12 protein-coding genes are annotated in these 12,525 nt (G+C 34.6%); 4 read left to right on the top strand and 8 right to left on the bottom strand.

Annotated features, from left to right (window positions below; translation table 11 throughout):
* Window positions 1-146: 146 nt before the first annotated feature.
* From DOS84_RS01275 to DOS84_RS01265, 3 genes are all read right to left on the bottom strand, one after another.
* Entirely contained in the window at window positions 147-803 is a 657-nt protein-coding gene (locus DOS84_RS01275) for an aspartate kinase (RefSeq protein ID WP_111408296.1), read from the bottom strand.
* Between the two features lie 106 nt (window positions 804-909).
* Window positions 910-1,269, bottom strand: a complete 360-nt coding sequence (locus tag DOS84_RS01270; RefSeq protein ID WP_111408295.1) for a YraN family protein — start codon at window positions 1,267-1,269, stop codon at window positions 910-912.
* Between the two features lie 153 nt (window positions 1,270-1,422).
* Window positions 1,423-2,427, bottom strand: a complete 1,005-nt coding sequence (locus tag DOS84_RS01265) for a S66 peptidase family protein (protein WP_424320170.1) — start codon at window positions 2,425-2,427, stop codon at window positions 1,423-1,425.
* 132 nt (window positions 2,428-2,559) lie between these two features.
* On the opposite strand from DOS84_RS01265, the gene DOS84_RS01260 reads away from it, so the two are divergent.
* A complete protein-coding gene (locus DOS84_RS01260) occupies window positions 2,560-3,675 on the top strand; it encodes an endonuclease/exonuclease/phosphatase family protein (RefSeq protein ID WP_111408294.1) in 1,116 nt (371 codons plus the stop codon).
* Between the two features lie 14 nt (window positions 3,676-3,689).
* Here DOS84_RS01260 and DOS84_RS01255 read toward each other — a convergent pair whose 3' ends face one another.
* Window positions 3,690-4,640 carry an MBL fold metallo-hydrolase gene (locus tag DOS84_RS01255; RefSeq protein WP_111408293.1) on the bottom strand — a complete coding sequence of 317 codons (951 nt, stop codon included), beginning with the start codon at window positions 4,638-4,640 and terminating at the stop codon, window positions 3,690-3,692.
* A 254-nt stretch (window positions 4,641-4,894) separates the two neighbouring features.
* Between DOS84_RS01255 and amaB the strand changes: the two genes are divergently transcribed.
* Entirely contained in the window at window positions 4,895-6,448 is a 1,554-nt protein-coding gene (gene amaB / locus DOS84_RS01250) for an L-piperidine-6-carboxylate dehydrogenase (RefSeq protein ID WP_111408292.1), read from the top strand.
* Window positions 6,449-6,510: 62 nt separating this feature from the next.
* Here amaB and DOS84_RS01245 read toward each other — a convergent pair whose 3' ends face one another.
* From DOS84_RS01245 to DOS84_RS01230, 4 genes are all read right to left on the bottom strand, one after another.
* Window positions 6,511-7,035 (bottom strand): DUF6646 family protein, encoded by a 525-nt coding sequence (locus tag DOS84_RS01245; protein ID WP_111408291.1) that lies wholly within the window; start codon window positions 7,033-7,035, stop codon window positions 6,511-6,513.
* A gap of 39 nt (window positions 7,036-7,074) precedes the next feature.
* Window positions 7,075-7,806 carry a metallophosphoesterase family protein gene (locus DOS84_RS01240; protein ID WP_111408290.1) on the bottom strand — a complete coding sequence of 244 codons (732 nt, stop codon included), beginning with the start codon at window positions 7,804-7,806 and terminating at the stop codon, window positions 7,075-7,077.
* 401 nt (window positions 7,807-8,207) lie between these two features.
* Window positions 8,208-9,347, bottom strand: a complete 1,140-nt coding sequence (locus DOS84_RS01235) for an ATP-binding protein (protein ID WP_111408289.1) — start codon at window positions 9,345-9,347, stop codon at window positions 8,208-8,210.
* A 116-nt stretch (window positions 9,348-9,463) separates the two neighbouring features.
* Window positions 9,464-10,336 carry an aldo/keto reductase gene (locus tag DOS84_RS01230; protein ID WP_111408288.1) on the bottom strand — a complete coding sequence of 291 codons (873 nt, stop codon included), beginning with the start codon at window positions 10,334-10,336 and terminating at the stop codon, window positions 9,464-9,466.
* A 225-nt stretch (window positions 10,337-10,561) separates the two neighbouring features.
* Between DOS84_RS01230 and DOS84_RS01225 the strand changes: the two genes are divergently transcribed.
* A complete protein-coding gene (locus DOS84_RS01225) occupies window positions 10,562-11,566 on the top strand; it encodes an AAA family ATPase (RefSeq protein WP_111408287.1) in 1,005 nt (334 codons plus the stop codon).
* Window positions 11,567-11,648: 82 nt separating this feature from the next.
* Window positions 11,649-12,512 carry a DUF58 domain-containing protein gene (locus DOS84_RS01220; RefSeq protein ID WP_111408286.1) on the top strand — a complete coding sequence of 288 codons (864 nt, stop codon included), beginning with the start codon at window positions 11,649-11,651 and terminating at the stop codon, window positions 12,510-12,512.
* Window positions 12,513-12,525: the final 13 nt, after the last annotated feature.

The following is a 12,525-nucleotide window of genomic DNA, read 5'->3' as shown; positions in this document are numbered from 1 at the left end:
AAATAGACGAATTTTTAAATAACAAAAACACATTCAGTATCTTTTGCGCTTAAAATGTAAAATTAGGGATTAGTCAATGTTAATTCTAGATTTGAACAAAAAAAAACGAAGCAGTTAGCTTCGTTTTCAATTCTAAGAACTGGTTTTTAGTTTTTCAAATCTTTAATCACCTTGAAAGCTACATCTACTTCATTTTCGCTCACCATAATGGTAAATTCATTAGAAGTAGAAATTACTTCGTTGATTATAATTCCTTCCCAGGCCAAACGTTGAAAAATGAAATAATAAATTCCGGGAACAACAATATTTTCTTTTGGTAATTTTACTGTTATGGAAGCCAAATTATCCAATTTCTGAATCAGTTTTTCTGAAGCAAAATGTTTTTCAACCAAATGATTGACACTATTGCTCACCACGATGTTAGTCTCATTTACTCCTTTGGATGAGGTGTAAAAAATATCCGGTAACGAATTGATGTCAGTAATCAAATCGGCTTGTTTGTTCAAAACGGTGTCTGAAACGGCAAATGTGTAATCCGTCAAAGCAGAACGTACAGTAATTTCGCCAATGTTTTTTATTACTTTATTTATTTTGTGATTCAATCTAAAATCTAACTCTTCTGTCAATCGTTTCAGAGCCATCACCACTGCTCCTTGTTTTACTTCTTTTCCAAATTCACTTTCCAATTCGGTCATAATATTTCTTGACAAAGAAGTCAAATTGATGATGCCAAGGGACAATGCATTCAACAAAAAAGGCTTTGTTTTGATGTAATTTTCAACGATTGAGGAAACGGTTTTCATAATGCATAGTGGTTTTTACGTAGTTAGTACTTAGTTTTTGGTTGTAAAACAGATGCAAATATACATTAAAAACAATTTGTTACAAATATAACATTGTTAAATTTCTTTAAAAATAAAAAAAAGCATCCATAAGGTGTTCTATTGCAAAAGATTTCCCTTCTTTGTGGACGGAAATAATATCAAAACGGACTTCACTATCCAAGTCTTTTTCGCATACGTATGCATCTACAGCTTTTACTAGTAGTTGAATTTTTTTTGGTTTTACAAAATCTTGGGGCAAACCAAAATCGAGAGACGAACGCGTTTTTACTTCAATAATAGCCAGTGTATTTTCTATTTTGGCAATAATATCAATTTCGGCTTTCTGGAATGTCCAATTGGTGTCCAGAATAGTATACCCATTTTTTTTAAGGTAATCTACCGCAAGATCTTCCCCTAATTTTCCCAGTTCGTTGTGTGCAGCCATTCGATTTAGGATTTTAGATTAACGATTTTAGATTTTAGAAGTAGAAAAAGTGAATAATAAACAGAAAATAACTTTTAATTCTGAGATTAATTTAAAGATTTTGGTAGCATCCATCTGCAATCTAAAATCATTAATCTTCAAGCAAAAATCATTTTACTTTTCAAAAGTCACCGTATTGCAATTCTCGTTCACATCCATAGTCACGATATTACCCATAATTAAGGCTCTGTTGTCGTGAACGTGTCCTGCCGGGAAATTATAGAGTACAGGAATGTTGTATTTTTTGGTTACATCCTGAATAATTTCATTAGCGTTTTTCCCCCAAGGAATGTCATTGTCTTTCATTTTGGTCATTCCTCCCACAATAATTCCTTTAATACTTTCGAGGCAGCCATTACGTTTTAGGTTCATCATCATTCGGTCAATATGGTAAAGGTATTCGTCCAAATCTTCTATGAACAAAATCTTATCGGTACAATCAATTGCCGATTTAGATCCTAATAAACTATATAAAATAGATAAATTGCCACCCACCAATTCACCGGTTGCTTTCCCGAAACGATTCATCGGGAATGGATCAATTTTGTATACCAATGGATCGCCAAACAGTGCTGTTCTCAAAGATGAGATTGATTCGGGTGCTGTTTTCTCAATGCTAACAGGCATAGTGCCATGTATCGATTTGTAGCCCATCGTATTGAGATGATTATGCAAAACAGTTACATCACTAAAGCCCACAATCCATTTCGGGTGCTGTTTAAATTTGGTAAAATCCAATAAATCAATCATGCGAACCGTACCATATCCACCACGGGCACACCAAATGGCCTTAATATTCGGATTATCCATTTGATGCTGAAAATCGATGGCGCGCTGTTCATCGGTTCCCGCCAATTGATTAAGATCTAATCCGATGGTGCTTCCAACAACAACTTCTAAACCCCAGGAATGCAATAAATCTATAGTAGGTTTTAGGTTGTCATCAACGTTTTTTCTGGCGGTTGCCACAATAGCAACGGTATCTCCTTTTTGTAAATAGGGTGGTGTAATCATAGTAATTTGAGCTTGACTGTTTATAGATTGTAAAACAAAAATAAGTAATAGCATTGGATACAAAACACATTGTTTTTTAGTAAAAGAAAATGGATTGGTATACATGCTTAGCTTTTTGAAAAATGAATGGTGATATGGATTCTGAGTTAAAGCAAAGATAGACATTTCTTAAAAGCAACAAATAATTGTAATCAAATTACTATATTTACTAAACTAGAATCTATTATAGAAAGTGTAATGATAATTAAAAAGACCAGTTTTTGTTTGTTTTTATTTTTTTTAATTTCAAAAAGCAGTGGACAAGCCAAGGCTTTTTCGATTCATACAGTGGCTTTTTACAATTTTGAAAATTGTTTTGACACCATCAATGATCCAAATGTAAATGATGAAGAGTGGACACCAACGGGAAATCAACATTGGAACAGCAAAAAATACCATCAAAAACTAGAAAATTTAGCCCGCGTTTTATCCGAAATTGGTACAGGTGAAAATTCGAATTCCCCAACATTTATTGGAGGAGCCGAAATTGAAAATCAAAATGTACTTGAAGATTTGATCAAACAGCCCAAATTGATTGATAAAGATTATGGAATTATCCATTTTGATTCCCCAGACAAAAGAGGAATAGATGTCGCTTTATTGTATCAAAAGAAACAATTCCAGCCCACGAGTTATATAAATGTTCCGTTATATGTTTATAAAGGAGAACAACCTCTCAAAGAAATTCCAAAAACAGATGCTGTGGAGAATTTAGAAACCGAGGATGTCATTCAAGTCAATACCAAAAATTATCGGATTTATACCAGAGACCAATTGCTGGTAACCGGTTTTTTGAATGGGGAAGAAATTCATATTATTGTCAACCATTGGCCGTCACGATCGGGAGGCGAAAAGAAATCGAGTCCCTATCGGGAAGCTGCCGGAGCATTGAATAGAAAGATTATTGACTCCCTGCAACGCATTAGCCCTAATGCCAAAGTCATCACCATGGGAGATTTGAATGACAGCCCTTTTAACAACAGCGTAAAAAAAGCGCTTGGAGCCAAAGGGAAACTACAGGAAGTTGGCGTATTTGGGATTTACAACCCCTTCGAAGAAATGGCCAATAGAGGATTGGGAACGATTGCTTTTCGAGATTCTTGGGATATATTTGACCAAGTGATGGTTTCGGGTTCGCTGCTGCAAAAGGATTACAGTTCTTTTCAATATTGGAAAGCGGGAATTTATAACAAACCTTTTTTAATCCAAAAAAGCGGAAAATATAAAGGTTATCCGTTACGGCATTCACTCACCGAAATTGGTTTTAGCGATCACTTTCCCGTTTATGTTTATTTGATAAAAGAAAAAAAGTAAAACCAGTCTTAAGTTTATAATGTAAAACGCTTTCCTTGTTCAGGGAATATGAGTTCTACCCCTAAATCATTCCCTTTTTGCAATTGTTCTTTAATTTTTACAATGTTTTGGCTCGGCGGTTTCAAATGGGTAATAATAATTTTGAAGTTTTTTAAAGTTCCTTTTCCGGCCAATTCTTCCAGTTTGTGAAGCTCTACCATTAAATGATTGGAAGTCAAATGCCCAAATAATAAGTTGTCCGGTTGTTCATTTGGAAAAGATACTTCAATAAAAATTCCGTTTAATTTTTTGCTTTGAATTAGCGGAGCGACAGCTTTCCACAATTCACTTAGATTATTGTTTTTTTCAATTGAATCTGGGCCAGTATCTCCCAAGTACAAAATTGCATTATTTCCATTTTGGATTAAAAAAGCGGTGCTTTCAAAAGGATTCACATGACTTAGCGGAAATGCTTTTGCGGTCATTGTGGTATTTTTAATTTTGGTTTCTTCCCCGAAGTTAAGTGTTTGAAAATGATATTTTTTTAATTGAAAACCGGGCCCTTCATCACCAAAATTAGCCCATGTCTCTCCGTTGAAATAATGATTTTCCATCATCTCCATACATTTTTTTGTGGCATAAACCGTTTTGGAGGAATCAGCAGGAGAGTTAATGATCAAACCTGAAACATGATCCAAATGTGCATGGGAAATAAAATATCCTTTGATGTACTTCCTTAAAACCTCGCTTGTCGAAACATTGAATACTTTATTCGAAATTGCTTTTTCAATCCCTGCGTTTATAGTTCCCGCATCGAGACAGATATAATCGTGAGTATTTATCGGAGCAACCAAATAGGCCGAAAGATTTTTTTCGTCAATACCGCCTTTTACACCCAAAGGGACTATATCAAATGCCGCTTTTTGAGCAAATAGTTGTACAGATATCAAAAGTAAACCAATGAAGTATCGATTAATAGAAGTCATTAGAAAGGATATTATTTTAATTTTTTTCAGTTTATAAAATTACTCTCTTCTTTTTTAATAGACATGTTTTTTTGGTAAAATTGGAAAGAACCCATTAAAATGCTATAATTTTACTATTACATATTAAAGTTTGTATGTTTCTAAAGAAGTTAATTTTGTACCAATTTTGATTTTAACATCTCAGTAGTATCAAAATTGACCTTAAAATAATATCTTTACGAAAAAATATAACAATTTTAACTAAAAAAGTTACAATGACAACAATAGCAGATCAATTTGGGATGAAAGAGGCATTAGCGCAATTGGGAGTTAAAGCCATAAACGAAGGAACTTCGACAGGAATTAATCATTTTTCAAACGGAGAAATCCTAGAAAGTTTTTCGCCAGTAGATGGCAAATTAATTGCTTCTGTAAAAATGAGTACACCAGCAGATTACGAAAAAGTAATGCAAACTGCTACCGAAGCTTTCAAAACATTTCGATTGATGCCGGCACCACAACGTGGAGAAATTGTGCGTCAGTTTGGAGAGAAGCTGCGTCAAAATAAAGAAGCTTTAGGTAAATTGGTTTCTTATGAAATGGGTAAATCATTGCAAGAGGGATATGGTGAAGTACAAGAGATGATTGATATCTGTGATTTTGCAGTAGGATTATCACGTCAATTACACGGATTAACCATGCACTCAGAACGTCCAGGACATAGAATGTATGAGCAATACCATTCATTGGGAATTGTGGGAATCATTTCGGCTTTCAATTTTCCAGTAGCTGTTTGGGCTTGGAATACAGCATTGGCTTGGATATGTGGTGATGTTTGCGTTTGGAAACCATCAGAGAAAACACCATTGTGCGGGATTGCATGTCAAAATATTATTGCTGAGGTAATTAGAGAAAACAACCTTCCAGAAGGAATTTCTTGTTTGATTAATGGAGATTATACAATAGGTCAATTAATGAGTGCCGATAAACGTGTACCTTTGATTTCGGCTACAGGATCTACTCGTATGGGTAAAATTGTGGCACAAACTGTTGCAGGTCGTTTGGGTAGATCATTATTGGAATTAGGTGGCAACAATGCAATTATTGTAACGCCGGATGCCGATATTAAAATGACAGTTATCGGAGCTGTTTTTGGAGCAGTAGGGACTGCAGGACAAAGATGTACATCTACTCGTCGTTTGATTATTCACGAAAGTATTTATGATAAAGTGAAAGATGCTGTAGTATCTGCTTATGGGCAATTAAGAATCGGAAATCCATTGGACGAGAAAAATCACGTTGGACCGTTAATTGACAAACAAGCAGTTGAAATGTATGCAAGTGCTTTAACTAAAGTTGTTGCGGAAGGTGGAAAAATTCTAGTAGAAGGTGGAGTACTTTCTGGAGAAGGTTACGAAAGCGGTTGTTATGTAAAACCAGCTATTGCCGAAGCCCAAAATTCATTTGAAATTGTACAACACGAAACTTTTGCACCAGTTTTATATTTGATCAAATATTCTGGAACTGTTGAGAATGCAATTGATGTTCAAAACGGAGTTGCACAGGGATTATCGTCTGCGATTATGACCAACAATTTGCGTGAAGCAGAACATTTCTTATCTGTGGTAGGATCTGATTGTGGAATTGCCAATGTGAATATTGGAACTTCTGGAGCTGAAATCGGTGGTGCTTTTGGAGGAGAAAAAGAAACTGGTGGAGGTAGAGAATCCGGTTCTGATGCATGGAAAGTGTACATGCGTCGTCAAACCAATACCATCAATTATACCACAAGTTTGCCTTTGGCACAAGGAATCAAATTTGATTTGTAGGTAATTTTAAGGCATAAAAAAAGTGGCTTGTTTTTGTTAACAAGCCACTTTTTATTTGGAATTTAATCTAAATTAAACGAAGCTCCTAAACTAAAGGTAACCTGATTATTTAAATGATCAAATACTTCTTTATCATTGCTGTATTTTGCAATTGGGAATCCAAGTTCAGTAAAAACACCAAAACCTTCAGTAAAAAAGTAACGACCGCCTAGGTGACCTCCAAAATTGTGCAATCCTAAGCTCAAACCTGGATAGATATCTAATTGTTCTACACCAATTACACTGCTTAAATTAGCATTAATTCTAAATTTTGCATCAAAACGATCTTGAAATTCTGGTTTTGCTTCAAAGTAAGTGTTGTCGCCATAGATACCTGAAAATTCGTCTACTCCCAATAAATAAGTAGCTACAAATCCATAAGAAAAGTTTTCTCCAAGACCAAAATCAGCAGATGCCTGAATCCCGGAACCCCCGTCTTGTAGATTGGCACCAATATTTATTTTTGCATCACCTTTACCTTTGAAGGCTTGTTGTGCATTTGCAGCACCAAAAGAAATAAATACTAAAAGGACAATAATTTTTTTCATAATATAAATTAGGTAATAAATTTTCGGCAAATATAGTATTTAGATTTTATTTCGTCCTTTTTCATTGGGATATAAACTAGGTAGGAGTTCGCTTTGCCAAAATTGTTTGGTATCAACATCCAGGATAGTCAGCGGGCCTTTGAAGGCTGCACTGGTGTCAATATTCCAGATATTGGCTTTCTGGACAGGAGTGGTTTTGCCAATTCGGGAAACGGGAGTGTGGCCAATATAGATTTCTTTGTATAAAGTAAATCGTTTGGGGTAAAAAAGATCATTAGGGTCCATGTTTGGATCTAATGCCAATGCAGTTTCCCAAAGTGTTCGATCCCAATAAAAAAGCTTAGAAAAATACTCAAAATTGACTCCATTCATATTGGTGAAACCCGCATGAATAAACATGCGATTTTGTTCATCCAAGTAATAATCATCCAAGGACTCCAAGAATTTTATATGTTTGTTTTTAGTTTCTCCATTTACACTTTGGTAGGCCAAAACAGTAGCCTCTCCACCATGTTGATACCATTGTTCATTGTCTTTGCTGTCTTTTAGCCACTCTCTCAGTAATTCATCATGATTGCCACGAATGCAGATAACATCATGGGTTGTTTTTAGTTCTATCAAAAAATCAATGACTTGCGGCGATTGACTCCAACCATCTACATAATCTCCCAGGAAAATGAGTTTGTCTTTTGGACTTACGTTTGCTCTTTCAAAAATTTGATGCAAAGCTCTTAAACCACCATGTATATCACCAATAACTAATGTTCTCATTTATTCTATATTTCTTCTTTTACAAAAATAAGAGAAAAGAAGTGTTGGTTCGACATTTTTTGAAAGAGATGTTAGAAGTATCTTAAGTAAAACAGTTTTAAGTTTTTATTAAGAATAAAACCGTCAAATTGCTATTTATATCCGTTAAATTCCATGTTGATGTCGAATGGTGGTATTGTATTTTTAATTACTTTTGAGTTTCAAAAAAAATCATTGTTTTTGGTGATTGTATGCTGTAAGGAAACATTGTAATTTTACTTAAAATTTTTAAAATGAATGCACTTCTCACTTTATTGCTTTTAATGACCAATTTTATTTGTCAAATTATAATTGACGTGGTTGTTTGGGTAACAGGATTGTTTAGCTAATTAAGGCTGATCAAATTGCAATAAGAAACTTCCTTATTGTACGTCATATTTCATTTTTCTTAGAATTCGTAATGCTTCTTTAAACGAAAGATAGACTTGTGTAAACGGTTTCAATAACGTTTTGGCATCAATCAATTTTTGTTTAGCATCTTCAAAACCATTTAGATAACAAATCATAAAAGTAGAAGGCAAATGGTTCAAATCTTTTCTTTCCCGTTCCGATAATTTGATGTTTTTTTCAAGTTTATTTAAGAGTGCCACATTCGAATTATAAATATGGTATAACATTTTCTTGTTATATTCGGGTGGTTCAAAAAGTATTTTCCTGTCAATTTTATAGTACCCGTTATCATGAAAATGGATTTTTTGTTCCTCCAGAGGATAATAACTGGTTCTGTCATTCAAGCCTAAAGGGACATATTCAATAATCGTAAAGCTATCGTCGTCGTAGGTAATTTCAACAACATCTTGAGCCGAATAGAATAATTTGATTTGTTCATTAATCAGTTCAATATCTACTCTTGAAAGAAAGGTTTTGTTTCTGGATTTTTTGGGAATTCCAGCCCAACAAATGACAAATAACTCTTTGAAAACTTTATATTTTGGCGCCATGTCCTTATGCCGATAATTCATAAAATCAATTACTCCATCTAGTGTGTATTCGATGCTGTTTCTTGAATTATTTTCGATACCAATTACTGTTTCCGTATTCTGAAAATTTTTCTCTACTTCACCTTCAATTGGCATTGTGTTACTTCCTCGACGAATGAAAACACTATTGGCAGGAATTGTGTGTATGCCTTTTTTGAATGAAGAAGTTTTGCTGTTGGGCTTAATGGTTACGAGTCCAATTACTTTGTCTTTTGGCAAATTAGGGAAAGGGACATTTTCATATTGAATTTTGGGCGGATTTTCAAGAAAAGCGTTTACTAAATTCTGAATTCTGCTGTCATCAAAAAAATCGTCTCCTACAATTTTATTGCTTTCATCTTCAACCCCTACAACTATATAGGAATTATTGGTTGGATTTGAATTAGATAATGCGCAAATGTGTTTCAAAAATTTAGCTTTTCCTTCTCTGGAATGCAAATTTAGCTGTCGTTTTTTATCATAAAAACTACACTCATCATTGTGAGCCAAAAGGTTTTTGATAAGAATACGCTTATTGATCATTTGATTTCAGATTACGGATTAACGATTTATGATTTAAGATTTTCTACAATAAATAATACTAATTTTAATTACCGCACATAAACTGATTACTATAAACTGACCACTGACCACTTTTTTTAAGGCACATCATTTCCTGCACTTGCCGTCCAAAGTGAGAACCAATCCTGTAACTCCATTTCAATAGTGGTGGCTTGCATTAAACGGGCAAGTCTGTTTTTGTCTGAAGTGCCACAAACGGGTAAAATTCCAGCTGGATGTTTCAATATCCAGGCCAATAAAATAATATCATTGGAGACATCATATTTGTATGCCAATTCATTTGCGACTTTTTGAATGCGTTGTGATTGCTCATTCTCTTTTCTAAAAACAGTTCCAAGAGGTGACCAGCACATGGGAGCTATTCTTCTAGTTTGCATGTGATCCAAACTTCCATCAATCATAGGTTCCAAATGAGTAATGGAAAACTCAATTTGATTGTAGTTTATTTTGGTTTTTGTCTCGATCAAATCGCTTTGACTTGGAGTAAAATTAGAAACACCAAAATCTAAAATTTTACCGTCAATTTTTAACTTTTCAATAGCTTCAGCAATTTCATCGGCTTGCATTAATGGACTTGGTCGATGTAATAGCAAAAGATCCAAATAATCAGTTTGTAAATTTTTTAAAGACTGCTCGGCCGAGGCGATAATGTAGTCCTTGGAGTACGCATAATGTTTGATGGTATTGTTTCTTTTTTCGGACATCATTTGTATGCCACACTTAGAAATCAATTGAATATCTTTACGGTTTATCTGGCTTTCGCCAAAAGCTTTTCCAAAGGCTTCTTCTGTAGTATAACCTCCATAAATATCGGCATGATCAAAGGTGGAAATACCACTTTCGAGACATGAATTCATTAGCTCAATCATTTGTGGAGTAGAGCAGTTTTTGCCCCAAACACCCCAAGTCATCGTGCCTGCAATTATTTTTGAAAATGGAATTTTACTCATGGTTTTATTTTGTTATTGCCCCCAATGATTTTGGGGGTAAATCTATGAATTTGATGTTTATTTTTTTTAGTTCTTAAAAATAGGTAAATACTATCATAATTCGTCCTTAAAATTAGGGGATTGGTCGAAGTTTTAACCATTTTTTAACATCTTACTTCTAAAAAAAAATTCAATTTGCACCATCAAATAAAAGAGATAAAAATTTAAGGGAATAAATATATAAAAATGGAAGAAAATACAACGACTTTAGACATTAGAGCAATCAATGAAAAAATCGAAAGAGAGAGTGCTTTTATAGACCTTCTCACTATGGAAATGAACAAAGTTATTGTGGGACAAAAACATATGGTCGAAAGATTGTTAATTGGACTTTTGGGCCAAGGACATATTTTGTTGGAAGGGGTTCCGGGATTGGCAAAAACTTTAGCCATAAACACCCTTTCGCAAGCCATTCACGGTTCTTTCAGCAGAATCCAGTTTACTCCCGATTTATTGCCTGCCGACGTTATTGGAACCATGATTTATAATATTAAGCAAAATGAATTCTCTATAAAAAAAGGACCAATTTTTGCTAATTTCGTTCTTGCCGATGAGATTAACCGTGCTCCTGCCAAAGTGCAATCTGCATTATTGGAGGCAATGCAGGAAAAACAAGTAACCATTGGAGATACTACTTTCAAATTAGACCGACCATTTTTAGTTTTGGCAACTCAAAACCCTATTGAGCAAGAAGGAACTTACCAATTGCCAGAAGCACAAGTCGATCGTTTTATGTTGAAAACAGTTATTGATTATCCAAAAATGGAGGACGAGCGTTTGGTTATTCGTCAAAACCTTAAAGGAAGTTATGACAAAGTAAACCAAGTAGTGTCTGTGGAACAAATTCTGCGCGCTCAAGAAGCGGTTCGTGAGGTTTACATGGATGAAAAAATTGAGAAATACATACTGGACATTATTTTTGCAACTCGTTATCCAGAGAAATATAAATTGGCTGATTTGAAACCTTTAATCAGTTTTGGAGCATCACCACGTGGAAGTATTAATCTTGCTACAGCCGCCAAATGTTATGCTTTTATCAAACGTCGTGGATATGTAATTCCAGAAGATGTTCGTGCCGTAGTTCATGATATTTTGCGTCATAGAATCGGTGTTACTTATGAAGCCGAAGCCGAAAACATTACATCGGTTGACATTATCAATAAAATCATTAACGAAATCGAAGTACCATAAAAAGTGAAAAGTAATAAGTGAAAAGTAATTAGCCTTGGTTGGTTACTATTCACTATTCACTAATTACTAATTACTAAAAAAAATGGATACAAAAGAGCTTTTAAAAAAAGTACGTAAAATAGAAATCAAAACCCGAAGATTGAGTGATCATATATTCTCGGGAGAATATCACACATCATTCAAAGGGCGTGGGATGACTTTCAGTGAGGTGCGTCAGTATCAATTTGGAGACGATATACGTGCCATCGATTGGAATGTAACCGCTCGATACAACGAAGCGCATGTCAAGGTTTTTGAGGAAGAAAGAGAATTGACCATGATGTTAATGGTCGATATTTCGGGTTCTGAAAGTTTTGGTTCGAAGAATCAGTTTAAGAGAGAAATTGTTACCGAAATTGCTGCAACAATGGCATTTTCGGCTACTCAGAATAATGACAAAATAGGATTGATTTTGTTTTCCGACCAAATCGAATTATATATTCCACCCAAGAAAGGGCGTTCACACGTGTTGCGTATCATTCGTGAATTGATAGAATTTGAACCTAAAAGTTACAAAACAGATATTGCACAAGCCTTGAAGTTTCTATCGGGAACTCAAAAAAAGAAAGCCATTGTATTTGTCATTTCCGATTTTATGTCAGGAGACTATGAGCAAACCTTGAAGATTGCTTCAAAGAAACACGATATCACAGGTATTCGCGTGTATGACATTCGAGAAGAAAAAATGCCAAACTTAGGAATGGTGTCGATGATTGATGCAGAGACAGGTGAAACGCGATTGATTAATACAGGTTCAAAATCAGTGCGAATGAATTATGAGAAGCACTATCAAGATAATGTGAACTATTTTAAAGAGACTTTCAGTAAATCGGGTTCGGGTGTTGTAAATACCAGAGTGGACGAAAGTTATGTGACCAAATTATTAGGCTATTTTAAATCACGATAAGGCGAAACCTAGC

This window comes from Flavobacterium aquariorum (assembly GCF_003254745.1).
Lineage (GTDB): Bacteria > Bacteroidota > Bacteroidia > Flavobacteriales > Flavobacteriaceae > Flavobacterium > Flavobacterium aquariorum.
Note: the sequence above shows the minus strand (reverse complement) of the source record. Positions and strands in the feature narration are given on the sequence as shown.

Excerpts from the sequence above, each read along its gene's own strand:
- DOS84_RS01265 (WP_424320170.1), bottom strand. The coding sequence starts at position 2,427 with ATGTATACCAATCCATTTTCTTTTACTAAAAAACAATGTGTTTTGTAT.
- DOS84_RS01275 (WP_111408296.1), bottom strand. The coding sequence starts at position 803 with ATGAAAACCGTTTCCTCAATCGTTGAAAATTACATCAAAACAAAGCCT.
- DOS84_RS01270 (WP_111408295.1), bottom strand. The coding sequence starts at position 1,269 with ATGGCTGCACACAACGAACTGGGAAAATTAGGGGAAGATCTTGCGGTA.
- DOS84_RS01240 (WP_111408290.1), bottom strand. The coding sequence starts at position 7,806 with ATGAGAACATTAGTTATTGGTGATATACATGGTGGTTTAAGAGCTTTG.
- DOS84_RS01260 (WP_111408294.1), top strand. The coding sequence starts at position 2,560 with ATGATAATTAAAAAGACCAGTTTTTGTTTGTTTTTATTTTTTTTAATT.
- DOS84_RS01245 (WP_111408291.1), bottom strand. The coding sequence starts at position 7,035 with ATGAAAAAAATTATTGTCCTTTTAGTATTTATTTCTTTTGGTGCTGCA.
- DOS84_RS01255 (WP_111408293.1), bottom strand. The coding sequence starts at position 4,640 with ATGACTTCTATTAATCGATACTTCATTGGTTTACTTTTGATATCTGTA.
- DOS84_RS01230 (WP_111408288.1), bottom strand. The coding sequence starts at position 10,336 with ATGAGTAAAATTCCATTTTCAAAAATAATTGCAGGCACGATGACTTGG.
- DOS84_RS01220 (WP_111408286.1), top strand. The coding sequence starts at position 11,649 with ATGGATACAAAAGAGCTTTTAAAAAAAGTACGTAAAATAGAAATCAAA.
- DOS84_RS01225 (WP_111408287.1), top strand. The coding sequence starts at position 10,562 with ATGGAAGAAAATACAACGACTTTAGACATTAGAGCAATCAATGAAAAA.
- amaB (WP_111408292.1), top strand. The coding sequence starts at position 4,895 with ATGACAACAATAGCAGATCAATTTGGGATGAAAGAGGCATTAGCGCAA.
- DOS84_RS01235 (WP_111408289.1), bottom strand. The coding sequence starts at position 9,347 with ATGATCAATAAGCGTATTCTTATCAAAAACCTTTTGGCTCACAATGAT.